The organism is Blastococcus sp. SYSU DS0539 (assembly GCF_054050855.1).
This window is the reverse complement of sequence record NZ_JBJHAF010000022.1, coordinates 1-25,155: the sequence shown is the minus strand read 5'-3', so window position 1 is coordinate 25,155 and position 25,155 is coordinate 1. Positions and strand designations below refer to the sequence as shown.

At 71.9% G+C, this 25,155-nt stretch carries 27 protein-coding genes and 2 pseudogenes; 12 read left to right on the top strand and 17 right to left on the bottom strand.

The genetic code is table 11. From position 1 onward, the window contains the following. The first annotated feature begins 36 nt into the window (after positions 1 to 36). Entirely contained in the window at positions 37 to 678 is a 642-nt protein-coding gene (locus ACI790_RS19470) for a TetR/AcrR family transcriptional regulator (RefSeq protein ID WP_456571439.1), read from the top strand. Here the strand turns inward: ACI790_RS19470 and ACI790_RS19465 are convergent. After that, positions 588 to 836: a hypothetical protein gene (locus ACI790_RS19465; RefSeq protein WP_456571451.1), complete on the bottom strand. Its 249-nt coding sequence runs from the start codon at positions 834 to 836 to the stop codon at positions 588 to 590. The two genes, ACI790_RS19470 and ACI790_RS19465, sit on opposite strands and share 91 nt — an antisense overlap. A gap of 32 nt (positions 837 to 868) precedes the next feature. On the opposite strand from ACI790_RS19465, the gene ACI790_RS19460 reads away from it, so the two are divergent. After that, positions 869 to 1,414 carry a GMC oxidoreductase gene (locus tag ACI790_RS19460; protein WP_456571438.1) on the top strand — a complete coding sequence of 182 codons (546 nt, stop codon included), beginning with the start codon at positions 869 to 871 and terminating at the stop codon, positions 1,412 to 1,414. Here ACI790_RS19460 and ACI790_RS19455 read toward each other — a convergent pair. Both ACI790_RS19455 and ACI790_RS19450 read right to left on the bottom strand, forming a co-directional pair. Then, the gene (locus tag ACI790_RS19455) at positions 1,411 to 2,919 is read right to left on the bottom strand and encodes an alanine/glycine:cation symporter family protein (RefSeq protein ID WP_456571437.1); all 1,509 of its coding nucleotides are present in this window, start codon (positions 2,917 to 2,919) and stop codon (positions 1,411 to 1,413) included. The two genes, ACI790_RS19460 and ACI790_RS19455, sit on opposite strands and share 4 nt — an antisense overlap. Next, positions 2,919 to 3,356, bottom strand: coding sequence for a universal stress protein (locus tag ACI790_RS19450; RefSeq protein WP_456571436.1), 438 nt, complete (start codon positions 3,354 to 3,356; stop codon positions 2,919 to 2,921). Before ACI790_RS19450 ends, ACI790_RS19455 begins: the two co-directional genes overlap by 1 nt. A gap of 143 nt (positions 3,357 to 3,499) precedes the next feature. Between ACI790_RS19450 and ACI790_RS19445 the strand changes: the two genes are divergently transcribed. Further along, positions 3,500 to 3,727 carry a hypothetical protein gene (locus tag ACI790_RS19445; RefSeq protein WP_456571435.1) on the top strand — a complete coding sequence of 76 codons (228 nt, stop codon included), beginning with the start codon at positions 3,500 to 3,502 and terminating at the stop codon, positions 3,725 to 3,727. Between the two features lie 46 nt (positions 3,728 to 3,773). After that, positions 3,774 to 4,046 carry a GlsB/YeaQ/YmgE family stress response membrane protein gene (locus tag ACI790_RS19440; protein WP_456571434.1) on the top strand — a complete coding sequence of 91 codons (273 nt, stop codon included), beginning with the start codon at positions 3,774 to 3,776 and terminating at the stop codon, positions 4,044 to 4,046. Positions 4,047 to 4,146: 100 nt separating this feature from the next. Here the strand turns inward: ACI790_RS19440 and ACI790_RS19435 are convergent, their stop codons facing one another. The 3 genes from ACI790_RS19435 to ACI790_RS19425 form a co-directional block, all read right to left on the bottom strand. Beyond that, positions 4,147 to 4,545 carry a MerR family transcriptional regulator gene (locus ACI790_RS19435; protein ID WP_456571433.1) on the bottom strand — a complete coding sequence of 133 codons (399 nt, stop codon included), beginning with the start codon at positions 4,543 to 4,545 and terminating at the stop codon, positions 4,147 to 4,149. After that, positions 4,545 to 6,035 (bottom strand): SulP family inorganic anion transporter, encoded by a 1,491-nt coding sequence (locus tag ACI790_RS19430; RefSeq protein ID WP_456571432.1) that lies wholly within the window; start codon positions 6,033 to 6,035, stop codon positions 4,545 to 4,547. Before ACI790_RS19430 ends, ACI790_RS19435 begins: the two co-directional genes overlap by 1 nt. Before the next feature lie 293 nt (positions 6,036 to 6,328). Further along, entirely contained in the window at positions 6,329 to 6,778 is a 450-nt protein-coding gene (locus tag ACI790_RS19425) for a hypothetical protein (RefSeq protein WP_456571431.1), read from the bottom strand. A gap of 199 nt (positions 6,779 to 6,977) precedes the next feature. On the opposite strand from ACI790_RS19425, the gene ACI790_RS19420 reads away from it, so the two are divergent. Further along, on the top strand, positions 6,978 to 8,690 hold the full coding sequence (locus ACI790_RS19420; protein ID WP_456571430.1) for a bifunctional metallophosphatase/5'-nucleotidase: 1,713 nt from the start codon (positions 6,978 to 6,980) through the stop codon (positions 8,688 to 8,690). 293 nt (positions 8,691 to 8,983) lie between these two features. After that, complete coding sequence (locus ACI790_RS19415) at positions 8,984 to 9,349, top strand: hypothetical protein (protein WP_456571429.1); 366 nt, start codon at positions 8,984 to 8,986, stop codon at positions 9,347 to 9,349. Between the two features lie 57 nt (positions 9,350 to 9,406). Here ACI790_RS19415 and ACI790_RS19410 read toward each other — a convergent pair whose 3' ends face one another. The 10 genes and pseudogenes from ACI790_RS19410 to ACI790_RS19365 form a co-directional block, all read right to left on the bottom strand. Next, positions 9,407 to 11,551 (bottom strand): SpoIIE family protein phosphatase, encoded by a 2,145-nt coding sequence (locus tag ACI790_RS19410; protein WP_456571428.1) that lies wholly within the window; start codon positions 11,549 to 11,551, stop codon positions 9,407 to 9,409. A gap of 103 nt (positions 11,552 to 11,654) precedes the next feature. Then, positions 11,655 to 12,626 (bottom strand): anti-sigma factor RsbA family regulatory protein, encoded by a 972-nt coding sequence (locus tag ACI790_RS19405; protein WP_456571427.1) that lies wholly within the window; start codon positions 12,624 to 12,626, stop codon positions 11,655 to 11,657. Between the two features lie 719 nt (positions 12,627 to 13,345). Continuing rightward, the gene (locus ACI790_RS19400; RefSeq protein ID WP_456571450.1) at positions 13,346 to 14,011 is read right to left on the bottom strand and encodes an SDR family NAD(P)-dependent oxidoreductase; all 666 of its coding nucleotides are present in this window, start codon (positions 14,009 to 14,011) and stop codon (positions 13,346 to 13,348) included. Then, positions 14,008 to 14,463, bottom strand: a complete 456-nt coding sequence (locus ACI790_RS19395) for a hypothetical protein (RefSeq protein WP_456571452.1) — start codon at positions 14,461 to 14,463, stop codon at positions 14,008 to 14,010. Before ACI790_RS19395 ends, ACI790_RS19400 begins: the two co-directional genes overlap by 4 nt. 133 nt (positions 14,464 to 14,596) lie before the next feature. Further along, positions 14,597 to 15,136, bottom strand: a pseudogene (locus tag ACI790_RS19390) (MFS transporter); the annotation flags it as partial. Positions 15,137 to 15,258: 122 nt separating this feature from the next. Beyond that, positions 15,259 to 16,299, bottom strand: coding sequence for an NAD(P)-dependent alcohol dehydrogenase (locus tag ACI790_RS19385; protein ID WP_456571426.1), 1,041 nt, complete (start codon positions 16,297 to 16,299; stop codon positions 15,259 to 15,261). 45 nt (positions 16,300 to 16,344) lie between these two features. Further along, positions 16,345 to 16,755 carry a (R)-mandelonitrile lyase gene (locus ACI790_RS19380; protein ID WP_456571425.1) on the bottom strand — a complete coding sequence of 137 codons (411 nt, stop codon included), beginning with the start codon at positions 16,753 to 16,755 and terminating at the stop codon, positions 16,345 to 16,347. 86 nt (positions 16,756 to 16,841) lie between these two features. Continuing rightward, positions 16,842 to 16,994 carry a hypothetical protein gene (locus tag ACI790_RS19375; RefSeq protein ID WP_456571424.1) on the bottom strand — a complete coding sequence of 51 codons (153 nt, stop codon included), beginning with the start codon at positions 16,992 to 16,994 and terminating at the stop codon, positions 16,842 to 16,844. A 140-nt stretch (positions 16,995 to 17,134) separates the two neighbouring features. Continuing rightward, complete coding sequence (locus ACI790_RS19370) at positions 17,135 to 17,548, bottom strand: zinc-binding dehydrogenase (protein WP_456571423.1); 414 nt, start codon at positions 17,546 to 17,548, stop codon at positions 17,135 to 17,137. Between the two features lie 299 nt (positions 17,549 to 17,847). Further along, positions 17,848 to 18,156 (bottom strand): annotated as a pseudogene (locus ACI790_RS19365) (alcohol dehydrogenase catalytic domain-containing protein); the annotation flags it as partial. Positions 18,157 to 18,379: 223 nt separating this feature from the next. On the opposite strand from ACI790_RS19365, the gene ACI790_RS19360 reads away from it, so the two are divergent. From ACI790_RS19360 to ACI790_RS19345, 4 genes are all read left to right on the top strand, one after another. Further along, on the top strand, positions 18,380 to 19,267 hold the full coding sequence (locus ACI790_RS19360; protein WP_456571422.1) for a helix-turn-helix transcriptional regulator: 888 nt from the start codon (positions 18,380 to 18,382) through the stop codon (positions 19,265 to 19,267). A 1,674-nt stretch (positions 19,268 to 20,941) separates the two neighbouring features. Further along, the gene (locus ACI790_RS19355; protein WP_456571421.1) at positions 20,942 to 21,583 is read left to right on the top strand and encodes a DUF305 domain-containing protein; all 642 of its coding nucleotides are present in this window, start codon (positions 20,942 to 20,944) and stop codon (positions 21,581 to 21,583) included. Positions 21,584 to 22,204: 621 nt separating this feature from the next. Continuing rightward, a complete protein-coding gene (locus tag ACI790_RS19350) occupies positions 22,205 to 22,621 on the top strand; it encodes a WD40/YVTN/BNR-like repeat-containing protein (RefSeq protein WP_456571420.1) in 417 nt (138 codons plus the stop codon). 214 nt (positions 22,622 to 22,835) lie between these two features. After that, complete coding sequence (locus ACI790_RS19345; protein WP_456571419.1) at positions 22,836 to 23,102, top strand: heavy-metal-associated domain-containing protein; 267 nt, start codon at positions 22,836 to 22,838, stop codon at positions 23,100 to 23,102. Between the two features lie 155 nt (positions 23,103 to 23,257). On the opposite strand, the gene ACI790_RS19340 is transcribed toward ACI790_RS19345, so the two are convergent. Next, on the bottom strand, positions 23,258 to 23,665 hold the full coding sequence (locus ACI790_RS19340) for a four-helix bundle copper-binding protein (protein WP_456571418.1): 408 nt from the start codon (positions 23,663 to 23,665) through the stop codon (positions 23,258 to 23,260). A 117-nt stretch (positions 23,666 to 23,782) separates the two neighbouring features. Here ACI790_RS19340 and ACI790_RS19335 point away from each other — a divergent pair, with 117 nt between their 5' ends. Further along, positions 23,783 to 24,160, top strand: a complete 378-nt coding sequence (locus ACI790_RS19335) for an ArsR/SmtB family transcription factor (RefSeq protein ID WP_456571417.1) — start codon at positions 23,783 to 23,785, stop codon at positions 24,158 to 24,160. A 169-nt stretch (positions 24,161 to 24,329) separates the two neighbouring features. Continuing rightward, positions 24,330 to 24,671, top strand: coding sequence for an NADH-quinone oxidoreductase subunit A (locus ACI790_RS19330; protein WP_456571416.1), 342 nt, complete (start codon positions 24,330 to 24,332; stop codon positions 24,669 to 24,671). Positions 24,672 to 25,155: the final 484 nt, after the last annotated feature.

The following is a 25,155-nucleotide window of genomic DNA, read 5'->3' as shown; positions in this document are numbered from 1 at the left end:
GCGCCCCGCTCCGCCGTCCTCCCTACGATTTCCGTCATGGTCGAGAGCGGGGAGGCCGAGGTGACCACCGCTCCGGTGCGCCGGACCCAGGCCGAGCGCCGGGCGAGCACGCGCGACGCGCTGGTGCGGGCGACGGTCGAGTCGCTCGTCGAGCTGGGGTACGCGCGCACGACCACCCAGGAGGTGCAGCGCCGGGCCGGGGTCTCCCGGGGGGCGCTGACCCACCAGTTCACCGCGAAGGCGGACCTCGTACTGGCCGCGGTCGACCACCTCTACGAGGAGTTCAGCGCCAGCGTCCGGCAGGCCGCCGCCGACCTCCCGGTCGAGTCCGCCGCCCGGGTCCGGCTGGGCGTGGAGCTCGTCTGGGAACGGTTCCACGGCCAGCTCTTCGTCGCGGCGATGGAGCTGTGGGGTGCCGCCCGCACCGACGCCGAGCTGCGGGCCGCGCTGCTCCCGCACGAGCGCCGGCTGGGCGTGCAGCTGCGGGCGCTGGCGATGGAGGTGTTCGGCGAGCGGGTGGCGCAGCACCCGCAGGCCGAGGCGGTCTACCAGGTGCTGCTCACCTCGATGCGCGGCCAGGCGCTCACCTACGTGCTGCAGCCCGACGCCTCGCGCAGCGGCCCGCACGTCGAGCACTGGCAGTCGATCATCGAGGCCTTCACCCGCCCCGCCGGCTGACCGCGCCGGCGCGGACGAGCGCGGATCAGGCGAGGAGGAGCTTGGCGACGATCTCGGTCATGATCTCGTTGGTGCCGCCGCCGATGGCCGTGGATCCGGCTGTCGCGGTAGTGCCGCTCGACCTCCGACTCGCGCGTGTACCCCAGCCCGCCGCACAGCTGGACGGCGTTGGACGGTCATCGCGCTGGTCATGCAGAGCCTGGGCAGCAGCATCGTGGTGTCCGGGCGGAGGGGGCGGCTCGGCCGGCGGCTGACCAGCCGGCCGGCGCCGGGGGAGCCGGTGCCCTCGTGGATCCCGGACGGGCACGACGCCGTCCGGCGGATCGCCGCGAAGATCGGCGGTGATGCCGGCGGCGCCACGACCGAGCTGGTGAGCATCCCGATGACCGCGCACTTCCTCGGCGGCTGCGCGATCGGGGCGACGGCGGAGACCGGCGTCGTCGACCCGTACCACCGGGTGCACGGCTACCCGGGGCTGTCGGTCGTCGACGGCTCGGCGGTCTCGGCGAACCTGGGCGTCAACCCGTCGCTGACCATCACCGCGCAGGCCGAGCGGGCGATGGCGCTGTGGCCGAACGCGGGCGAGGCCGATCCGCGACCCGACCCCGGAGAGACCTACCGGCCGGTGCCGCCGGTGCCACCGCGCCGTCCGGTCGTGCCTGCCGCGGCGCCGGGCGCCCTGCGGCTGCCGCTGACGGTGGTCTCCCGCGAGCCGGATCCGCCGGGGGTCGGCTAGGTCCGCTCGGCCATCGGCAGGATCTCCCCGCTGTCCACCCGGGCGCGGTAGCCGTTGATCTCGCGCTTGACCACCCCGGCGAGCAGGTAGAGCCCGATGATGTTCGGCAGCGACATCAGGAAGATCATGCTGTCGGAGAAGCCGATCACCGCGTCCAGCGTCGACGAGGCGCCGATGATCACGAAGAGGCAGAAGATGAGCTTCCACGTCCGGTCGACGATCATCGACTCGCCGAAGAGGTAGGTCGCGGCCTTCAGCCCGTAGTAGCTCCAGGCCAGCATCGTCGAGTAGGCGAAGAGGATGACCGCGACCGCCAGGACGATGGGGAACCAGCCGACGACGGTCTCGAAGGCCGCCGACGTCGTCTCCACGCCCGCGTCGCTGGCGTCGTCGGCGTAGGTGCCGGTGATGACGATGGCGAGCGCGGTCATCGTGCAGATGACCACGGTGTCGATGAACGGCTCGAGGACGGCGACGTGCCCCTCGGTGGCCGGCTCCTCCGTCTTGACCGCGGAGTGCGCGATGGCCGCCGACCCCAGGCCCGCCTCGTTGCTGAACGCCGCCCGGCGGAAGCCCTGGATGAGCACCCCGACGATGCCGCCGTAGCCGGCCTCCGGTGTGAACGCCTCGGAGATGATCGACCAGATCGCCCCCGGGATCGCCGTCAGGTTGGCGAACAGCACGGTGAGGCAGGCGATGACGTAGAAGACCGCCATGAACGGCACGAGCTTGTCGGTGACCCGGGCGATGCTGCGGATCCCGCCGATGATGACCGCGCCGACGAGCAGGGCCAGGACGAAGCCGAACACCGCGCCGGCCGCGCCGAACCCGAGCGGGCCGTCGTCGCCGCCGGTGACCGACTGCGCCTGGTTGAACGCCTGGTTGGCCTGGAACATGTTGCCGCCGCCGACGGCCCCGCCGAGGGTGAAGATGCAGAACAGGACGGCGAGCACCTTGCCGAAGGTGCCCAGCCGCGGGCTCTTCTCCCGGAGCCCCTTGGTCAGGTAGTACATCGGGCCGCCGGAGACCCGGCCGTCCGGGTACACGTTGCGGTACTTCACCCCGAGGGTGCACTCGACGCCCTTGGTGCACATGCCCAGCAGGCCGGCGATGATCATCCACAGGGTGGCGCCGGGACCGCCGAGGGAGATGGCGACCGCGACGCCGGCGATGTTGCCCAGCCCGACGGTGCCCGACACGGCGGTGGCCAGCGCCTGGAAGTGCGTGACCTCCCCGGCGTCCCGGGGGTCGTCGTAGCGGCCGCGGATGAGCTGGATCGCGTGCTTGAAGGCGCGGAACTGGAAGCCGCGGAGGTAGACGGTGAAGAAGAGGCCGGCGATGACCAGCCACACCACGATGAGCGGGAGCACCACGCCCTCGTCGATGAAGTCCAGCGGGACGGCGAAGAAGACGATCGTGGTGATCCAGTCGGACACCGGCGCGAAGAACCCGTCGACCTGCTCGTCGAAGGTGGCGGCCAGGACCGCTCCGGACGGCGCCCCCATCACGGCACCACCAGGACGGGCACGGGGGAGAGCTGGATGAGGCTGCTCGGCGTCGAGCCGAACAGCAGGGTGCGCACCCGGCTCTGCCCGACCCGGCCGACGGTGATCCAGGCCGCATCGTGCTCGCGGGCCAGGCTCACCAGCGTCTCCGCCGGGTGACCGTGGCGCACGACCCCCTCGACGGGGAGGTCCCCGGGGTCGGAGAGCCGGGCGATGACGGGGTCCAGCACGCGCTCCTGGGCGGCGGCGGTCTCCCGCGCCTTGTCCACGGGGCGGCGTTCGTTCTCCTCCGCGGTGGTGAAGGAGTACGGCGACCAGGGGACGACGCACGCCAGGACCAGGCGCAGGTCGTGGCGGCGGGCGGCATCGGCGGCGGCATCGGCGGCGCGGCCGCTCGACTCGCTGCCGTCCAGACCCACGACGATCGATTCGGGCACCAGGGCACCTCCGGCCGACGACGACTGGCGCGAACCGTAGCCCCGATCGGGGTCCCCGGCAGGTCGGGACAACCGGGTTCCGGCCGGTGCGCGCTGCTGCGGGGAGGGGGGGCGCCGAGAGTCACGGGAGAGCGTCGATCGGCGTGGATCAGGTGCGGGCCGGCGCCGACGGGGTAAGCGCCCGGAACACGACAACCGACGAGAAGGAGAAGCCCGTGCTCGGTGTCATCGCGCTGCTGCTGGTCGTCTGGCTGGTGCTCGCCGTCATCGGAGCCGTGGTCGAGGGGCTGTTCTGGCTCCTGATCATCGGCGTCGTCCTGTTCCTGGCCACCGCCGCCTACGGCTGGATGAAGCGCAACACGAGGGTCTGACCGGCCGCGTCACCCACGGCTGTCCCCGACGACAGGAGAACTCGGCATGGAGATCACCGGCATCATCACCGCGCTGGTCATCGGTCTGATCATCGGCGCGCTCGGCCGCCTGGTCGTGCCCGGCAAACAGAAGATCCCGATCTGGCTGACCCTGCTGATCGGCGTGCTGGCGGCGATCGTCGGCACCCTGGTCGCCGGTGCCCTCGGTGTGGCCGACACGGCGGGCATCGACTGGATCGAGCTGGCTCTGCAGGTCGGCTTCGCGGCGCTCGGGGTGGCGGCCGTGGCCGGCAGCTACGGGCGGCGCAGCCGGGTCTGACGGACCGGCCGGCCGGGCGAGCCGGCCGCGGAGAGGCCCTGGCCGGTTCGCCGGCCGGGGCCTCTCGCGTGCGCGTGGGCGGTGGTGGACGCGCCGGCGTTCAGCGGCTGGCGTCCAGGCGCGCGGACAGGGTCTCGGCGAAGCCCTCGGCCACGGCGAGCTGTTCCTTCAGGGCGGTGACGCGCGCGGTGGCCGCCTCGTGGAACATCCTCAGCCGGTCGACGACCTGTGCGCGGTCGCCGGTGCCGGAGTCGAGTTCGGCCAGCAGGGTCAGCAGCTCCTGCATCTCCTCGAGGGTGAAACCCAGCGGCTTCATCCGTTTGATCACCTCGAGGCGCGCGACGTCCTCCTCGCTGTAGAGCCGGAAGCCACCCTCCGAGCGGGCGGTCGGGATCACCAGCCCGTTCTCCTCGTAGAAGCGGATCGTCCGCAGGCTCAGGCCGGTGCGGTCGGCGACCTGACCGATCTGGAGGAGCCCGGTGCGGGCGGTGGCGGGCATCAGTGGCCACCGGCGAGCTGACCGGTGTGCCGGTCGAAGCGGTCGGCCGAGTGTCCCTGCAGACCCACGATCTCGACGTGCTTGCCGCGGGTCTCGTACTTGTGCGTGATGGCGTCGAGCGCGGCGACCGTGGAGGCGTCCCAGACGTGGGCGCGGGAGAGGTCGATGACCACGTTCTCCGGGTCGTCGGCGTACTCGAACTGCGTGTAGAGGTCGTTGCTCGACGCGAAGAAGAGAGCGCCGTCCACGGTGTAGCGCGCCGTGCCGTCGGGTCCGACGACGCGGTCGACGTCCACCAGGTGGGCGATCCGCTGGGCGAACAGCACGCAGGCGACGAGCACGCCGACGCCGACACCGATCGCCAGGTTGTGGGTGAACAGCGTGACCGCGACCGTCGCGAGCATCACGGTGGTCTCGCTCTTGGGCATCCGGTGGATGGTCTGCAGGCTGTGCCAGTCGAAGGTCGCGATCGACACGAAGATCATGACGGCCACCAGGGCGGCCATCGGGATGATGCTGACGATGTCGCCGAGGGCGACCACCAGGATCAGCAGGAAGACCCCGGACAGGAAGGTCGAGAGCCGGGTGCGGGCGCCCGAGGCCTTCACGTTGATCATCGTCTGGCCGATCATGGCGCAGCCGCCCATGCCGCCGAAGAAGCCCGACGCCATGTTGGCCACGCCCTGGCCCCAGGACTCGCGGGTCTTGTCCGAGTGGGTGTCGGTGATGTCGTCGACGAGCTTCGCCGTCATGAGCGACTCCATCAGCCCGACGAAGGCCACGCCGAGGGCGTAGGGGGCGATGATGCTCAGCGTCTCGACGGAGAACGGCACATCGGGCAGGAGGAAGAACGGCAGGCTGTCGGGCAGCTCGCCCTCGCCGCCGACGTCGGGCAGGTCCCAGCCGGCGGCCACGGCCAGCGTCGTGAGAACGACGATCGCGACCAGCGGCGGGGGCACGGCGGTCGTCAGCCGGGGCAGCAGGAAAATGATCGCCAGCCCGGCGGCGACCATCGGGTAGACCAGCCACGGGACGTCGATCAGCTGCGGCAGCTGCGCGGTGAAGATCAGGATCGCCAGCGCGTTGACGAAACCGACCATGACGCTGCGCGGGATGAACCGCATCAGCCGGGCGACGCCCGTGGCGGCGAGCAGGATCTGGAAGATGCCGCCGAGGATGACCGCGGCGAACAGGTACTGGACGCCGTACTCCAGCGCCAGGGGGGCGACGACGAGGGCGATCGCGCCGGTCGCGGCGGTGATCATCGCCGGGCGGCCACCGGTGAAGGCGATGACCACCGCCATGACGAAGGAGGAGAACAGGCCCACGCGCGGGTCGACCCCGGCGAGGATCGAGAAGCTGATCGCCTCAGGAATGAGCGCGAGCGCGACCACGATGCCGGCCAATACCTCGGTGCGGGCGACGGTCGGGGAGAGCCAGGCCGGACGGCTCAGACGTGGCTTGGGGGTGGCAGGCAGGACTGAAGACATGGGTCCGTCTCGTTCGGTGCGCCGTCGTCGGCGCAGGCGGGCAGCACCGAAGGCGGTGCCGAGTCAGGAGTGGGCGCGGTGGTGCACCCGGAAGAGCGGCGCTCGCGCCGTGGCCGCGACGTCGGTCGGAATCCGCCGACTCGGATCATCGCTGCGCTGGGGCGGCATCGCTCGTGTCACGGACAGTCTGCCGGGAACTCGTCCCTCACGTCACGGTTGAGTGGTGAGCCGTTCGTCACGTCCGTCGCCCCGGCGGCCCGTCGAGGGCACGTCCCTCGTCGGTCGTGGGCGGATCAGGCCCGCACCTCGGCGTCGGCCGTGACCTGGGTGACCGGGATGGCGCACCTCTTGCGCAGGCGCGCGGGCAGGTCACGGCGCAGCCACTGGGAGATCCCGCGCGGCAGGGTGGAGATGACGATCTCGTCAGCGGGGAAGTGGCGGACCGCGGCCTGGATCGCCTCGAGCGCGTCGGAGTCGCCCACCTCGCCCTCGACCGCGGCACCCAGGGCGCGCAGGTGGTCCAGGGCGCGGTCGAGGCGCTGCCGGGCCAGCGCGTAGGCGCGATCGGTGGCGGACGGCCCGAGACCCTCGTAGGCGCTCGGGCCGTCGACCTCGTCCGCTGCGGGGGTGGTCGGCGCGACGAGGAGGAACTCGTGCGGTTCGGACGTCATCCGCTCCTGGACGGCCCGGCTGAGCGTGTCGGTGGTGAGGGTCTGGTTGGCGACGATCAAGCAGCGGCGCATGGCCCGAGCTCCCGTTCGGTCGATGCCTCCGGACGAGGCCAGTGTGAGCTGGGTCATCGCGCGCGTCCACTCGGTGGCGCTCCGTGGCCGACCCGCCACTGGTTTCTCCGGTGTCGTCCACCGTTCACCGGCGGCTCGCCCGGTGAGCCCACGACCGTCCTACGGTGACCCGGCACCGACCCCTCACGAGGAGTACCGCATGAGGCTCCGTCCCGTGGTCGCCCTGGCCGCGACCGCGTCCCTGTCCGCCCTTGCTCTCGCCGCCGCGCCTGCGGCGGCCGCCGGCCCCGGGCACCACCCACCGGCCGGACCGAAGCCGGTCGAGGTCCAGCTGCTCGCCTTCAACGACTTCCACGGCGCCCTGGAGCCGCCGGCGGGCTCCGGTGGGCGCGTCACCCTGGCCGACAGCAGCGTGGTGGACGCCGGTGGCCTGGCCTACTTCGCCACCCACCTCCGGCAGCTGGAGGCGGAGAACCGCCGCAGCCTCACGATCAGCAACGGCGACCTGGTCGGCGGCAGTCCGTTCCTGTCGGCCCTCTTCCGCGACGAGCCGACCATCGACGCGATGGACCGGCTCGGCCTGGACGTCGCCGCGGTCGGCAACCACGAGTTCGACGAGGGGGTCGACGAGCTGCTCCGCATCGTCGAGGGCGGTGCGTGCCACCCCGAGGACGGGTGCCTGGACGGCGACGGCTACGACGGGTCGGATGCCGACTGGCTGGCCGCCAACGTGGTGGGGCGCGAGACCGGCGAACCGGTCCTGCCGCCCTACCAGGTCTACCGCTTCAAGGGGGTGGAGCTGGGCGTCATCGGGCTGACCCTCGACGAGACCCCCTCCATCGTCTCGGCCGAGGGCATCGCCGGCGTCCGCTTCGTCGACGAGGTGGAGACCATCGACCGCTACGTGGCCGAGCTGCGCGCCGACGGCGTCGAGGCGATCGTCGTCGCGCTGCACGAGGGCGGCACCGCGAGCGGCGGCATCAACGCCTGCGACGACCCGACCGGCCCGGCCTTCGACATCGCCCGTGGTGTCGACGACGCGGTCGACGTCGTCCTCACCGGGCACTACCACAACGGGTTCGTCTGCCAGGGCGAGGACGAGGTCGACGGCAAGCTCGTCACCCAGGCGCTGTCCAACGGTCGGCTGATCACCGACATCGACCTGAGCATCGACCGGCGCAGCGGCGACGTCGTGGCCGCGCAGGCCGAGAACGTCGTCGTCACCCGGGACGTCGAGCCCGACCCCGAGGCGCAGGCGCTCGTCGACCGGTACGCCCAGCTGGCCGAGCCGATCGCCGATGAGCCGGTCGGCGCGGTCACCGAGGACATCGTGCGGGCCCAGGAGCCCCTCGTCGGGTCGCTGCTCGGGGAGTCGCCGCTCGGGAACCTGATCGCCGACGCCCAGCTGGCGGCCACCGACGACGAGGCCGGCGCGGTCGCGGCCTTCATGAACCCCGGTGGGGTGCGCGCCGACCTCCTCCACGCCTCCTCCGATGCCGGCGAGGGCGACGGCGTGGTGACCTACGGCGAGGCCTTCGAGGTCCAGCCGTTCAACAACCTGCTCACGACGCTGGACCTGACCGGCCAGCAGCTGTACGCGCTGCTCGACCAGCAGTTCCAGGTCGAGCGGGTGCTCGCCCCCTCGGACTCGGTCCGGTACCAGGTGGCGGCGGACGGCGGCAGCGTGGTGCCCGGCTCGCTCACCATCGGTGGCGAGGCCGTCGGGCTGGAGGAGACCTACCGCATCACGGTGAACAGCTTCCTGGCCGGCGGCGGGGACGGCTTCACCGTGCTCACCGAGGGCGCCGACCCGGTCAACCAGCCCGGCTTCGACATCGACGCGCTGGTGGCCTACCTGTCGGGAGACCCGGTGCCGGAACCGGGGACCGATCGGATCACCGTGGCCGGCTGAGACCCGGCAGGCGCCCACGAAACGGAAAGTGCTGGCCAGCATCTCGCTGGCCAGCACTTTCGCTCGGGTGAGTGACGGGGCTAGAACCCGCGAGTGAGGCCGGTCCCGGGCCTGCTGGCCCGGTGAATCCCCAGAATACCGGGCTTCTCGGACGTCCCTGATCGTCCTTTATCGTCCCTGAGCGGCCCTCATCGTCCTCGTTGCCCCCAATCTGCCCCCCAACGGCTGGTCTGTCGGCATCACCCGTCGGGTGGGCGATTGCGGTGCCCGCACGACGCCGGACCGGTCCGCGCATGACCGACGAACAGCTCGCCGCCGTCCGTTGCTACACGTCAGCTGAGGTGGTTCGGATGCTCAACATGAAGCAGAAGTGGCTCAAGGACCTGGTGCGCGAACGCCGGGTCCCGCACCAGCGCACCGGTACGACCAAGGGGGTCTGGTTCACCGCCGACGACGTCCTGAAAATCGGCGAGATGCTGCCGAACCTGATGTCACACCGCCGGAACAGCAGCGAGGCCGGCCCCGCGGACGAGCAGCAGTACGGCGGCATGCCTGCGGAGCCGGCCCAGGCGGAGGTGTCGGCCCAGAAGATCGCGGAGTGGGCGCAGCTGACAGCGCACCAGCGCAGGCCCAGGCTCCGCGCTGACGGGTGCCGATGAGCGTCGAGGAGTTCTGCGACGTGGCGGTGCCCCACTGGGCGCTGTGCCACGCGCTGACTACTTCGATTCGCTGACGTTGCGTCGGTGACCGTCCGACTCGTCCGGGACGTTGGGCGGGATGCGGTTGGGGCCGGCCTCCGGCGGGCGAGGCCGGTCCTGGGGGTGCAGCCGGACGGCGACGAGGGCGACGTCGTCGTCGGGGTTGTCGGGCAGCATCCGCTCCAGGAGTTGGTCGCACATGCTGTCGAGGTCCTGCCCGGCCAGCGCCTCCAGTTCCCGCTGCAGGTGCGCAAGTCCGGCGTCGAGGTCCTGGTCGCGGCGTTCCACCAGTCCGTCGGTGTAGAGCAGGACGACGGCGCCGCGGTCCAGGAGGACCTCGGACTCCCGGCGGGACGCGTCGGGCGTGACGCCGAGCAGTCGGTCGGCCGGGACGGTGGCCATCGGTAGCACCGTGCCGTCGGGGTGGATGGCCATAGGCGGCGGGTGGCCGGCGTTGGCCCAGCGCAGCCGGGTGACCCCGCGGCGGCGCTCGTCGTCGGTCTGTTCCAGGCGGGCCACGACGGCGGTGGCAGCGGTGCCCGTCTGCAGCGTTTCCATGACCCGGTCCGCGCGGCTGAGGATTTCCGCGGGCGCTGCGCCGTCCTCGGCGCCGATGGTTCGCACGATCGTCCGGATCTGACCCATGGCCGCGGCCGCGGCGATGTCGTGGCCGATGACGTCGCCGATCACGAGCACGGTGGCGCCGGCGGGCTGCAGGAAGGCGTCGTACCAGTCGCCGCCCACTTCGGCGGCCCGGGCCGCCGGGACGTAGCGGACGACGATCTGCAGGTGGTCGGGCTCGGGCGGGGGAGTCAGCAGGGAGCGCTGCAGCCCCTCGGCGACCTCCCGCTGCTCGCGGAACAGGCGCGCGTTGTCCAGCACCAGCCCGGCCCGGGCGGCCACGTGACGGGCGGTAGTCAGGTCCTCGGGCGTGAGGGGCCCGCGCTCGGCGCCGTGGGCGATGGTCAGCAGCCCGACCGGGCCGTCACGGCCGGGCAGCGGCAGGACGGCCACCGACTCCGGCGCCAGCCGGAGGAGGAGGTCGCGCACCGGGCCGGGCTGGATCATCGCGGCGGCAGTCGGGGTGGCGCCGCTGGCCAGTACCTGCGGCTGCCCGCTGCGCAGGGCGTTGACGACGAGCGCGTCGTCGGTGAGCGCCGAGAGCCGGCTCTGCGCGTAGGCGTCCGCGACCGGACGCAGGGCGGGATCGGCGTGCCACGCGGTGACGTTGCGCAGGCCGCGGCGGGTGCCGGCGTCGGAGCCGTCGTCGACCAGCGTGACGATGCACCAGTCGGCGACCGTGGGGATGATCAGCCGGGTCAGCCGAGTGACCGCCTCGTCCGCGTCGAGGGTGGCGGCCAGTTCCTCGGTGATGCTGCTGAGCAGCCGCTCTCGTGCGGCAGCCAGGTCGGCGGCCTGCTGGACGCGGCGTCGACCGTTGATGTCCAGGAAGTACAGCGACAGGCCCTCGGGCGTCGGGACGGCGCGGACCTCCACCCAGACGTCCAGGGGCGCGGGGTAGTACGACTCGAAGGTCACCGGCTGTCCGCTGCGCACGGCCTCCCGGTAGCGCTGCTCGAAGTCCGAGCCGACGGCCTCCGGGAAGGCCTCCCAGACGTTCCGTTCGAGCAGGTCGGCGCGCGAGTAGCCGGTGATCCGTTCGCCCTCGCCGTTGACGTGGGTGATCGTCCAGTCGCTGTCGAGGGCGAGGAAGCCGACCGCCATGGTCTCGAGGATCTGGGCGAGACGGTCCTGCGCCTGCCTGCGGGCCGAGACGTCCCAGGCCGCGCCCAGGAGCCGGACGGCGGTCGCCGACTCGTCGCGCAGCACCCGGCCGCGGGCGGCGACCCAGCGCACCGGTGCACCGGGCGCCACGACCCGGTACTCGGCCTCGTAGTCGCCGCCGGAGTCGATGGCCTCCTGGAGCAGCCGGCTGACCTGGGGTGCGTCGTCTGCGTGCAGTCGCGCCATGAAGGCTTCGATGGTCTGCTCAAAGGCGCCCACAGCGAAGCCGAACAGCTCGTCGAGGCGCGCGTCCCAGGACAGCCGCCCCGTGACCAGGTCCCACTCGAACGTGCCGATGCCCGCCGCCGCGATCGCCAGGTCCAGCAGCGCGGCTCGCGCCTGGTCGGGGTCCTGCAGCGCCTGTTCGGCGTCGTCCACGGTTCCCCTTTCCTGAGCTGGTGAAGGTCGCGGCGGGGTCTCGCTGCGACCGGGATTCTGCCGCATCCGTGTGTCGGTGCGAGACCCACGGAGGTGGCCGCGGTCAGCGCAGGTGTGCGATCAGCCGCACCGAGGTGCCGTGCTCCGTCCGCCTCACGTCGACGTGGTCGCACAGTTGGCGGGCCAGCCACAGCCCCATCCCCCCGCGGGAGAGGTCCTCGCCATGGGCAGGTCCGTAGCCGGCGAAGGGGTCGTCGATCCCGGCGCCCCGGTCGGTGATGCGGCACACCACCCTCTCGGCCGAGGCCCACAGGTGCAGGTCGACAGGTGGCCGGCCGTGCCGCACTGCATTGGAGGTCATCTCGTCGACGGCGAGGGTGAAGTCCTCGATGACGTCGCGCGGTCCGTGCGTCCTCGCCAGCTCGCCGGCGACGGCGTGGCGGAGGCCGATGAAGTCGGTGACGCCGCGGACGGCCAGTAGGGGCGGCGCTTCCTCGAGAGCCTCCTGCGGCGCCGCGAGCCCGCTGAGGTACTCCGCCGGATCGAGGAAGTCCGGGTTGCGACCACGGCCGCTGTCCGTGACGAGGGTCGGGTGTGTCCGCCGGGCGGACTCGAGGACCGGCTGGGGCAGCCGCTGGGTGTCGAAGACGCACAGGCCCCAGAGCGGCCAGGGAGCCAGGGCGTGGTTGATCACCGACTCGTAGCGTTGCCACTCGATCCGGTCCTGGTCGGTGCTGCCGAAGTCGACCTCGCCGACCACCCGCACCCGGGTCACGCCCTCGTTGACGAACCGGTCGGCCAGCTGGCGGAAGGCGGTGAGGGCCGTCGGCGTACGCGCCCGGTAGACGTCCGCCCGATCCAGGACGTTGAGTCGGTCGTCGTCGCCGACGGCCTCGCGCAGCAGGCCCGCGGTCCAGGCACCGGTCGCGACGACGGCTGCCTCGCCCGCGGCAAGCCCCTCACTCAGGAAGCGGCCCGCGACGGCGGCGAGCTCGCTGGCGTTGTTGTAGAGGAGCCCGTCGTGCATGAAGCCGACGGCTGAGGCCTTCACCTGGTCGTCTTCCGCCAGCGACACGCCTCAACCCCCATCGGATGACCGCCTGGCCCGTGGCCTCTCTCCGAGATGCGGCGCCGATCACGGAGATGGCGGGCGGGGGAGGAGCGCGGTGGAACGATACCCGGACGTCCGGATCGGACGGGATCCCAAGCCTTCCTCCCCGTGTCCCGGCCGCCATTGCCCCCGCCGCCGAGGGGGTAGCAGACGTCATCAGGAACGGCCACGGTCGGCTGACCGACGTCGCCACCTTTACCCCGGCTCGGGCGGCGATGCGGGGTGCCAGCGTCCGCGACCCGGTGACGAGCTGGGCCATCCCCGCTACCCGCACCGGCCGGCTAGCGACCGCCTCCGACCACGGTGTCGCTGCCCGGTCGGCCAGGTCCCGCACCCGCCGGGGCAGCAACCGTCCGAGGCGCCCTCCGGTCGGCAGCAGCGGCGCGTCGGAGCCGCCCCGTGCGGCGCGGCGATGACCCAGCGCAGCCCCTCCCACCGTGGCGGCAGCCACGGTCAGCGCAGCCACCGGCATCGGGACCAGCCCGGCGCCGGCGAGGACGCCGAAACCGAGCACGAGCGACGACCCGGGCAGCACCAGGCCGATGATGAGTCCGGACTCAGCGAGGAGCACCAGTGCGACCACCACGGGCACGGTGCACACGGGCAAGCTGCTGAGCCAGTCCATCAGCCGGCGGGCGGCGTGGCGCTCGCCCGTGGTCCGGATGCCCGCGGGCGCTGTCCGGTCATGCGTCGAGGTCCTCGGCGAAGCGGCGGAACGCGCCCCGCTCGGCGTGCATGGTCCACAGCGTGTCGGCGAGCACGGCGGGGTCGTTGCGAGGGTGGCCCGGGGTGATGGCGCCGGGGATGATCAGCTGCCCGACGTGGATGCCCTCGTCGGCCAGGACCTCGTGCAGCATCTGGGCGTACGCGGACTCGCCGGCGAAGGCGATCGAGGTGCCGGCCACCCGCGCGTTGGGGCGGGCGGCGCTGCCTCCGTTGACGAACAGCACGGTGCCGCGGCCCAGCGCGCGCATGCCGGGTAGCAGCTGGTTGAGGGCGGCGATGGGCCCGTGGACGGAGAACTCCAGCGCGCCGGCCAGGTCGTCTGGCGTCGTCTCGAGCACCGGGCGGAGGAACTCCCTCTGCGGGATCGGGCTGTACTGGAGCACCTCGACCGGTCCGAGGGTGCCGGCGGCCTGGTCGAGTGCGGCAGTCAGGGAGGCGACGTTGCGGACGTCCGCGGCGAATCCGCGTGCGGTGATGCCTTCCGCGGTCAGCTCGGCGGCGAGTGCGTCGACGTTCTCCTGGCTGCGGGAGAGCAGGGCGACGTCGAAGCCCTGCTGGCCGAAGCGGCGGGCAGTGGCGGCGCCGAGGCCGCGGCCGGCCCCGACGATGGCAAAGGTGGTCATGGTGCATCTCCTGGGATGGGGCGGCGGGAACGGTGGGCGAGGGCGATCGTGGGGATGAGGGTGAGCGCGGCGATGCCTGTGCCCACCAGGGCGGGACCGGCCGCGCCGAGTTCGGAGTCGAGGGCGTGGCCGGCGCCCCAGGAGCCGACCGCGGTGCCGAGGTTGAACGCGGCCACGGTCATGGCCACGCCCAGCGTGGGGGCCACGCCGGAGAATCGGACCGCGAGCGCCTGCAGCACCGGGTTGGCGCTCAGCCCGAGGAGTCCGAGCAGGACCACGAGCAGCACCGTCGGAACGGCGTGGGCAGACAGCAGGTAGATCGCCAGCAGCACCACGGCGGTCGACGCTGCGACCGCGATGGTGGTCGCGTGCGGGTGGGCGTCGCCGAGGCGCCCTCCGATGATCGTGCCGATGAGCGAACCGACGTCGAAGCCGACCAGGATCAGCGGCACCCAGCTGGGCGCGATGCCGGCCCGGTCGGTCAGCAGCGGCGAGATGTAGGAGTAGGCCGACAGGGATGCCGCCGGTGGTGGTCGCGCAAGCAGCCAGCACCAGCCACAGCCGACTGGACCGCATCGCGCCGAGTTCCGACCGTAGCGGGACCGGCTGCTGGGCGCCGTCCTCGTCGCCCGGGACGTGCCGGGCGATGAGCGGCACGGCGGCCAGTGCGAGGGCGGCCAGCGCCCAGAAGGGTCCCCGCCAGCCCGACAACTGGCCGGCGAACGCGCCGAGCGGAACTCCGACGACGTTGGCGAGCATGCCTCCGGCACCGACCAGGCCGAGAGCGCGGGCGCTGGCGCCGGGACCGGCGGCGCGGGTGGCCGCCACTGATGCGACCGACCAGAACGCGCCGGTCGCGAAGGCCGTCACGAACCGGGCTGCCAGCAGCAGCACGAAGCTGGATCCGAGGGCGACCACGAGGTGGCCCGCGGCGAACACAAGGAGGGCGAGCACCAGCGTCGTCCGGCGCGGCAACCGCCGGGTGAGCAGCGCCATCGTCGGCGCGCCGACGACCATCCCGACGGCGAACACCGTGATCAGCAGGCCGGCCTGGGCGACGCTGACCTGCAGGTCGCCGGCGATCTCCGGCAGCAGGCCGGCGACGACGAACTCGGTGGTGAGCATGAGGAACGTGCCGACGGCGAGCACGTAGACGACGAAGGGGAGCCTCGCCGATGCGCCGCCGTCGCCGGCCGGGCCGGCGGGCGATGCCGCCGGCCCGGCCTGGAGCGCCAGCTGGTCAGACGTCACCGCAGCGTGGCCGCGTCGATGACGAACCGGTACCGGACGTCGGAGGCGAGCACCCGCTCGTACGCCTCGTTGACCTTCTCGGCGGGGATGCCCTCGACCTCGGCGCCGATGCCGTGATCTGCGCAGAAGTCCAGCATCTCCTGCGTCTCGGCGATGCCGCCGATCATCGACCCGGCGTAGGTGCGGCGCCCGCCGATCAGCGACATCACGTTGAGGGAGAGCGGCTCGGCCGGCGCGCCGACGTTGACCAGTGCGCCGTCGACCGCGAGCAGCGACAGGTAGGCGTCGACGTCGATCGGTGCGCTGACGGTGTTGACAATCAGGTTGAACCGGCCGGCGAGCTCGGTGAAGGTGTCGGGGTCGCTGGTGGCGTGGTAGTAGGTGGCGCCGAGGCGGAGGCCGTCCTCCTGCTTCTTCAGCGACTGCGACAGCACGGTCACCTCCGCACCCATAGGGGCGGCCAGCTTGACCGCCATGTGGCCGAGGCCCCCGAGGCCGACGACGGCGACCTTCTTGCCGGGGCCGGCGCCCCAGCGGCGCAGCGGGCTGTAGGTGGTGATGCCGGCGCACAGCAGCGGCGCGGCCGCCGCGGGGTCGATGCCGTCGGGCACCCGCAGGACATAGCCGGCGTCGACGACGACGTGGGTGGAGTAGCCGCCCTGGGTGGTGGTGCCGTCGCGGTCGGTGCCGGCGTAGGTGGGGACCATGCCGCGGAGGCAGTACTGCTCGTCGCCGCCCAGGCAGTTGGCGCACTCGCCGCAGGAGTTCACCATGCAGCCCACGCCGACGCGGTCGCCGACGCGGTGGGTCGTGACCCCGTGCCCGACCTCGCGGACGACGCCGACGATCTCGTGGCCGGGGACGACGGGGAAGGGCTGCGGACCCCAGTCGCCGTTGACGGCGTGGATGTCGGAGTGGCAGATGCCGGCGTACTCGATCTCGATGAGGACGTCGTTCGGGCCGACGTCCCGGCGCTCGATGGTGGTGAGGGTCAGGGGCTGGCCGACGGCGTGGGCGGCGTAGGCGTTGACGCGCATGCGGGGTGTTCTTCCTTCAGCGGTGGTGCGGGTGGGGATGGGGTGTCAGTCGACGGCCGGGGCGGCGGCGTACTCCTCGTCGGTGACGGGCGTCAGCCAGTGCACGACGGCGTGATCGGCGTCGCCCTCGTTGATGGCCAGGTGGACCATGAGGCGGTTCGGCGCGGCGCCGTGCCAGTGCTCCTCGTCGGCCTCGAACAGGACGCGGTCGCCGGGGCGGATGACCTCGATGGGGCCGCCGCGCCGCTGGCACAGGCCGACGCCCTCGGTGACGAACACCGTCTGGCTCAGCGGGTGCCGGTGCCAGTGGGTGCGCGCACCGGGCATGAAGGGCACCAGGTTCGCGGTCAGCCGGGACGGCGCCGGGGCGGCGGCGACGGCGTCGATGTAGACGTCGCCGGTGAACCAGTCGGCGGGGCCCTTGGCGGTGTCGATCGAGCTCCGTGTGATCTGCACGGTCGGTCTCCTGGGTTCTGATCGGGCGACGCGTCGCCGGCCGGCGCGGCCTTGAAGGGGCCGCGCCGGCGTGCGAGCCACGGCTTCTACGCGAGGTTGTCGGCGAAGAACTTCTCGAGCTGATCGAAGGGGATCAGCTCGGTGCGGTCGTAGAAGTCGATGTGCCGTGCCCCGGGAACCACCACGAGGGTGGGGTCCCACCCGCCGGGGAGCGCCTCGAGCGCGGCGAGGTGGCTCATCGAGGAGTCGGCGTGCGGGCGCGCACGGCACCCCGGCGTCACGCGCAGGTCCGGCCGACACCTGGGTGGGTCAGTGCGGTCCTGGCGTGAAGCCGGTGTGCGTCGGACTCAGGACCGACGCACACCGGCTTCGCGACCGGTCAGGGACGCAGCAGCGTCTTGATCGCGCGGCGCTCGTCCATCGCGCGGTAGCCCTCGGCGGCCTGCTCGAGCGGCAGTTCGAGGTCGAAGACCTTGCCCGGGTCGATGGTCCGGTTCCGGATCAGGTCGATCAGGTCGGGCAGGAACCGGCGGACCGGTGCCGGGCCGCCGTGCAGGTGGACGCCGGAGAAGAACAGCTCCTCACCGGGCAGCTGCACGTCGTGGGAGACGCCGACGTAGCCGACGTGCCCTCCGGGCCGGGTGGCGCGGATGGCCTGCAGCATCGACTCCTGGGTGCCGACGGCCTCGATGACCGAGTGCGCCCCGAGACCGTTGGTGAGCTGCTTGACCTCGGCGACACCTTCGTCCCCGCGGGTGGTGACGATGTCGGTGGCGCCGAACTCGCGCGCCAAGTTCTGGCGGTCGGCGTGCCGGCTGAAGGCGATGATCCGCTCGGCGCCCAGTGCTTGGCCGCCAGGACGCCGAGCAGGCCGACGGCTCCGTCGCCGACAACGGCGACGGTCTTGCCCGGGGCGGCCTCGGCGGCGACGGCGGCGAACCAGCCGGTGCCCAGCACGTCGGAGGCGGCCAGCAGTGAGGGTATGAGCTCTGCATCGGGCGTTCCCGGCGTGGCGACCAGGGTGCCATCGGTCAGCGGGATCCGTGCGTACTCCGCCTGGGCGCCGGTCGGGGTCGCGAACTCCCCATGCACGCAGCGGGACTGGTAGCCGGCCTGGCAGATCTCGCAGGTGTTGTCGCTGGCGAAGAACGAGCCCACCACCGTCTGACCGGGCTTGACGGTGGTGACGTCGCCGCCGACCTCCTCGACCACGCCCACGTACTCGTGGCCCATCGGCCGCGGCGCGTCGATCGCCTCGATGCCGCGGTAGGGCCACAGGTCCGACCCGCACACGCAGGCGGCGACCAGGCGGATGACCGCGTCGGTGGGCTGCTCGATCTGGGGCCGGGGACGGTCCTCGACGCGGACGTCGCCGGGGGCGTGGAGCACTGCTACTCGCATGGTGGTTCCTCTCGGGGGGGGCAGGACCTGCTTGGCGGCGGCCGCTGTGGTCGGGACGGACGGGCGGAGCTACGAAGACGGCGCTGCACGAGACCCGATCCGTCGCCCACGGGCCGGACGATGAGGACCACGAAACGCCTTCATCCGCAGGTGCGGGAGGTCGTACTTGTAGGGGTAGAAGCTCGACCTCCCTTCGGCGGTCGCGCGCCCTACCGTTGATCAGGTGGACAACCGCACCGAGATCCGCGACTTCCTCGCCAGCCGGCGCGCCCGGATCACCCCGGAGCAGGCCGGTCTGCTGCCCGGCGGTGGCCGGCGGCGGGTCCCCGGGCTGCGTCGCGAGGAGGTCGCGGTCCTGGCCGGGGTGAGCACCGACTGGTACATCCGGCTGGAGAAGGGCCACATTGCTGGCGTGTCCGAGGACGTCCTCGAGGCCGTCGCCCGGGCGCTGCAGCTCGACGAGGCCGAGCGCGCCCACCTGTTCGACCTGGCCCGGGCCGCCAAGCCCACTCGTGCGCCCGGACGTCGCTTCAAGGTGCAGGTCCGGCCGCGGGTGCAGTGGCTCCTGGACTCGATGAGTTCGTCAGCGGTGATCGCGCTGAACGGCCGCATGGACATCCTGGCGACCAACTCACTTGGGCGGGCGCTCTACTCGCCGGTGTTCGACGACCCACGCCGGCCGGCGAACATCGCTCGCTTCCAGTTCCTCGATCCGCGGGCCCGGGACTTCCACCCCGACTGGGACGGCGCGGCGAACACGACCGTGGCGATCCTCCGCACCGAGGCCGGGCGCGACCCCCACGACAAGGATCTGCGTGAGCTCGTCGGGGAGCTGTCCACCCTCAGCGAGGAGTTCCGCACCCGCTGGGCCGCGCACAACGTGCGCATCCACCGCACCGGGATCAAGACGTTCCACCATCCCGCGGTCGGCACCCTCGACCTCGTCTACCACTCCACCACCCTGCCCACCGAGGGGCACGAGGACCTGGCGATGACCGCCTACACCGCCGAACCCGGAACTCCCTCGGAAGACGCCCTCAAGCTCCTGGCGAGTTGGGGTGCAACATCCGCTCAACCACCACAGACGGACGTCACCGCCGAACAGGCCTGACGCCGCGGCTCCGAGGGACGTCGGGGTCCCGCCGTTCCGGCGTCCCCTCCGTTGCGCTCGTGGCCGATGCCCTCGACTGGCACAGCGCCTTCCTGAACCGGGTCGGCTGTCTGCGGCAGCACCGCGGCGGCTTGCGGGTCGTCGGTGTCGCGGGCCTGGCGTGCGGTGTCCAAGCCCAGTAGGCGGCCATGGGGACGAACTGCTCGGCCTCGGCGCGGCCGCAGGAGGGGATGTAGGACCGGGACGGCGGGCCGGCGACCCGTCTGCGCAGTCGCCCCGTCACTTCCCCCGCTGCCCCCGGCGAGGGGCAGCGGGGTCCCGATTGCCGCCGTCGACGGCGCCGGGACAGATAAGGTCCTGGTCGGCGAACCGACCGGGCCTCCATTGCATGGGGTGAGCGACGCGGCTCGAACCCGCGACGGAGGCTGGTCGCGGGCCTGGTGGCCCGGTGAATGTCCAGGTCAACCGGCTACCCGCGGTGCGGGGTGTCCAGTGCGGCGAGGGCGGCCTACGCCTTTCGCCGCAACCGCCTCTGCACCCGTCGTGCCCAGCGGTCGGCCAGCAGTGCTGCGGATGTCTGTCGAACTGCCGCCGCTACTGGTGCCGGAGGGGGGAGAGACTGATGCGGTCGGCGGCTGCCCGCTCACACCGTGCAGTGGTCGGTTCGGACCCGGCGCTGCGGCGCCAGTAGTCAGGATCATGGCGCCGAAGCGCAGGTACATCTTCGTCTGGTGCGACATCTTGCCGCTGCCCTGACCGTCCTCGTGCTCCTGTCCGTGTCCGTGCCCCTCGTCCCTCTTCTGCGTCGACGCCATGGTCGGGTCTCCGTTCTCTCGCGCTCCGTGCAGAGGTCGCATGCGGTGGCACTCGCCTCCGTACCCGCGGTGACGCTGCGATTGGGGAGCGGCGGAGAGACCCACGTGCGGCGCCGAGGCTGCGATGTGCAGGAGGCGGCGCCGTGAACCGCCCGGATGCCCGTACGGTCATGCGGGTAAAGCCGCCTCCTTCCGGGCCAGCTGGCGGTACCTGCGGCCGCCCGGCCGGCCTCGACGGCGCCTCGAGAGTGGGTGTTCCGTCGTGGTGCGTCGAGGGGTCGCCGGTGTGTCCGAGAGGCCGTCGTACCGTCGTATGGAGGAGGTGGTCATGGCGACACGGCTGTGGACGGCGCTGCTGCTGCTGGCTGCCGTGTTCGCCATGCACGGGATGCAGTGCGTGGCCTCGGACCCAGCCATGGAGCACGGGTCCTCGTCGCTCGCAACCGTCTCATCCGTCGGTGGCCACGCCGCGGCTGTCCATCTCACCGCGGACGCCGGGATGCCCGACCACTCCGACGTCCCGGCTGCGGGCGGCGTACGCGACGCAGCCGCTATCGCGTCCACCGGCCCGCCGGCGCCGTGGCACGACGCTCACGTCCTGGCCGTGTGTCTCGCCGTTCTGCTCGCGGGGTTGACCATCCTGAGCGCCGTGGCGCGCCTCCGTGGCAGGGCGATTCCGCTCCTCCGCGGGTCCCCTCGACGTGGCCGCCGGTTCGCCGCGTGGTCCCTGCGGCCGCGGCCACCGGACCTCTCTGCCCTCTGTCTCCTGCGGATCTAGGCCGAACCGCTGCACCCCGACAGCTCCGGCTGCTCCGGGGTCCCGCACGCATGCCTACATCCCGCAGAACTGGAGACCAGCATGACCCGCACCAGCATTCGCCTCGTCCGCCTCACCGGGGGACTGATGTCCGCCGTCGTCGTCCTCGCCGGCTGTTCGGAGACCGCCGAGACGCCGACCGCCGGCAGCAGCGCGACCGACGAGAGCTCCGCCGACCAGAACGCGGAGTTCAATGACGCCGACGTCACCTTCGCCCAGGGGATGGTCCCGCACCACGAAGGCGCGCTCACGATGGCCGAGGTCGCGACGGACCGCGCCTCCGATCCCCGGGTCGTGGACCTCGCCGAGCGCATCGAAGCCGGCCAGGACCCGGAGATCGATCTCATGACCGGCTGGCTGGAGGAGTGGGGTCAGCCGCTACCGGAGGACTCCGGAGACATGGGCGGCATGGATCACGGGTCCGAGGGCATGGGCGGCATGGATCCCGGGTCCGAGGGCATGGGCGGCATGGGCATGGAGGACATGCCGGCCGCCGGTCCGGAGTTCGACCGCATGTGGCTCGAAGCCATGATCGAGCACCACGAGGGTGCCGTCGAGATGGCACGAACCGAGATCGAGGGCGGCCGCAACGCCGAGGCCGTCGATCTTGCCCGGCTGATCAGCCAGACCCAGACGCAGGAGATCGAGGAGATGCAGCAGCTGCTCACGGAGCTGGGTGGCTGATCCGCTCCGGGGGCGCGGTGCCGTTCCGGCGCCGCGCCCCACCTCCTCAACCTGACAACACCGGCCGGTAGACGGCTGCCGTGGCGCCTCTGCCCTGGCCCGGCGTGCCGTCCACCGGCACCCAAGGAGTGCATCCGTGACACCACGTCCGACGACCTTCCCTGTCCCCGGCTCCCACCGACGACGGGGCATGCCGGTCCTCGTCCTGTCCGCCGGCGCCATCGTGCTGATGGGCTGCACGTCCGCGGCGCCGGAGTCCGGAGCGGCGTCCCCGACACCCGCTCAGGCAGCGCTGGAAATCAGCCACGTGCACGGAGTCGGGACCGATCCGGCCGACGGCTCCCTGTTTCTCGCGACGCACGAGGGGCTGTTCCAGGTGACCGCTGACGGACAGGCTGAGCTGGTCAGCCCGGTCATGGACCTGATGGGCTTCACCGTCGCCGGGGCCGGGCACTTCCTCGCCTCCGGCCACCCCGGGCTGCGGGTCGAGCTGCCCCAGCCGATGGGGTTGATCGAGTCGACCGACGGCGGCCGGACCTGGAGTGCGGTGTCCCGGCAGGGCCAGTCGGACTTCCACGCGCTCACCACCGGCGCCGCCGGTGTCTTGGCTATGACGGCACCTTGCTCCGAAGCGACGACGGCCGGGACTGGGAGCCGCTGGCCATCCCGAGCGAGCCGCACAGCCTGGCGGCCTCGCCCGACACGGACCTGGTGCTCGCGACCACCGCGCAGGGGCTGCTCCGGTCCCCCGACGCTGGCAGGACCTGGTCGGCCGTGGACGGCGCTCCGCTGCTACAGGTTGTGGACTGGGCGGACGACGGCGTGCACGTGGCGGGGGTCGATCCCTCGGGCGTGACCTGGACCAGCAGCGACGGCGGCGCCTCGTGGGCGAGCGGCGCCGACCTGGGATCGCCCCCGCAGGCGGTGGCGGTGTCCTCCTCCGCGGATGAGGACGGCCGCATCATCGTCGTGACCGCGGCAGCGGTGGTCACGTCCACGGACGGGGGCCGGACCTTCGACGTGGTCCTGGAGCAGTGAGGGCGTGGCCTGGTACGGCCGGGAAAAGGCCGAGAGGCCGGCCCCTCAAGCATCGGCGTGAGTGCGCCCGAACTGGGGCGGGCGCCGGTCCGTCCCGCGGGATGGGCCTGCCCTGCGGGCTGGTGTGTACCCCCGGGGGGTACTACCCTAGGCATGTCGGCGCGGTATCCCGCCGCCCGCGCAAGCATCGCCACCAGTCCGGAGAGGAAGCCTCATGAGCACCGCTACCTACACCGTCGTCGGCATGACCTGCGGCCACTGCGTCAACTCGGTCACCGAGGAGGTCGGTCAGGTGCCCGGCGTCACGGACGTGAACGTGGAGCTGGCTACCGGTGGACTGACCGTCACCAGCGACAACGGGGTCGAGGACGCCGCGGTGCGCACCGCTGTGGAGGAGGCCGGCTACCGGATCGCAGCACCGGTCCAGCAGCTGCCGCTGGCCGGCGGTCAGCCGTCCGGATGTAGTTGCGGCTGTAGCTGACCGATAAGCACTGGTCGTCGACCTGCCGTCACGCTGGCCAGTCACGCCGTCCGTCGAGTCGCCGGTGACGGCTCACCGGCGACTCGACGGCGGTTGTACTGACCTGGCCGTCACGTCGGTCTTCGGTCAGGGTGCCGAGCTGCGACTCAGGCTGATCAGCCGAGGGACGAGATGAGGTCGCGGCACGCCGCCTCGCAGCGCCGGCAGGCCTCGGCGCAGACCCGGCAGTGCTCGTGCATCTCGGCGTGCTGGGCGCACTCGTCGCCACAGGCCTTGCAGGCGGCGGCACAGGCCTCCAGGACGGCGCGGGTCAGGTTGGCGTCGTAGCCGGTGTGCCGGGACAGCACCCGGCCGGTGGTGTCGCAGACGTCGGCGCAGTCGGTGTTGGTGCGGATGCACTTGGTCAGCTCGGCGACCATGTCCTCGCTGAGGCAGGCGTCGGCGCAGGCGGTGCAGGCCTGCGCGCACTCGAAGCAGGCCTCGATGCACTCGAGGAGCTTCTGCTTGTCCACCCCACCGAGGTCCTTGGGGTAGGTGTCGAGCATCTGGGCTGCCACGGTCATGGGTGCCTCCTCGGTGCTACGGCGTCGGTCGGCCTGGGTGCCGTCCGAGACTCTCGCCGGCAGATCGGGGGCTACCCGTAGGGCCGTACGGGTATGAGTGGATCGGAGGTGTTTCTCATGTCCGAACCTGACCATGCGCACCCGGTGGACCCCGAGCGGGTTGCCCACGCCCGCACTCGACTGCCCGGTCGGGAGGAAACCGCCCAGCTCACCAGCGTGCTGAGCCTCATGGCCGACCCGACCCGGGCCCGGGTCCTCTTCGCTCTGGACATGGTCGAGGAGCTCTGCGTGGGCGATCTCGCGTTGGCACTGGACGCGAACGAGGACGCCGTCGGCTACGCGCTGCGGTTGCTGCGTACGGCGGGTCTGGTGGCGAACCGGAAGCAGGGGCGCGTCGTCTACTACCGCCTGGCCGAAGGGTTTCCCGAGCCCCTACGGGATCACTGCCTGCGCCAGTTGGTCGTTCTCGCGAATGCAGCGCCGAACGAAGACTGACAGTGGCTGCTGGGTGTTCGGTGCGGGCGCTGAACCGGAGGATCGTCGACGCGCGAGGGCTCTCGGCCACTCCTACGGTCAGGCCTACCCGGACGAGCGTCCGGATGTTGTGGTTGAACCACTCCCGGCCGCTGCCGTCGAGTGTCCTGCGTGAGGGGAGGAGGGAGCCATGGTCGCCTTGCTGGCGCTAGCGGTGCTCGTCGTGGCCGGCGTCGTCGGCGTCTACGCCCTTTCATCTGTGCTGAGGAGCGCGCGCGAGCCCGCGGCCGTGCTGCCGTACGAGTCCGGTCTGCTGCCGCAGCAGCACGCCGTCTCCCGCTACCACGCCCGCTGGTACGCGGTCACGGTCCTCTTTCTTGCCTTCGACATGGAGATGATCTTCATGTACCCGTGGGCAGTGGTGGTCGCCGGCATGGGTGCGCAGGCCGTCATCGAGATGTTCGGGTTCCTCGCAGTCCTGCTCGTCGGTGTCACCTACGTCTGGCGTGAGGGTGCGCTGCGATGGACGTGATCGCTCGACTGCGGGCTTGGGCGCTGTCCCGGCCCCGCGTACTGCTCGTGGACGTCCCAGGCGAGACGACGTTCCGATGGTCCGTCGAAGCCGAGCTCGACCGGCGCGGCTGGAGGCGCTCCCTGGCACCTGCGGATACCGACATCCTGCTCGTCCTGGGTGAACCCGGACCGGAACTCACAGCGGCCGTCGACGTCTTGTGGAGCCAGGTTCCCGAACCGCGACACCGGATCGAGGTGCACCGGGAGGGCACCCTCGCCGTCGATCTGGACGCGGCTCCGGGTGCGCTGCTACGGCGCGCCGCAGGAGGCGCACACGGAGACGAGCGTCCGTCGCCGACCTCGTTCCTCGGCAAGGACGAGGGCATGGACCACGGCGGTGGTCACGAGGGCATGGACCACGGCGGTGGTCACGAGGGCATGGACCACGGCGGTGGTCACGAGGGCATGGACCACGGCGGTGGTCACGAGGGCATGGACCACGG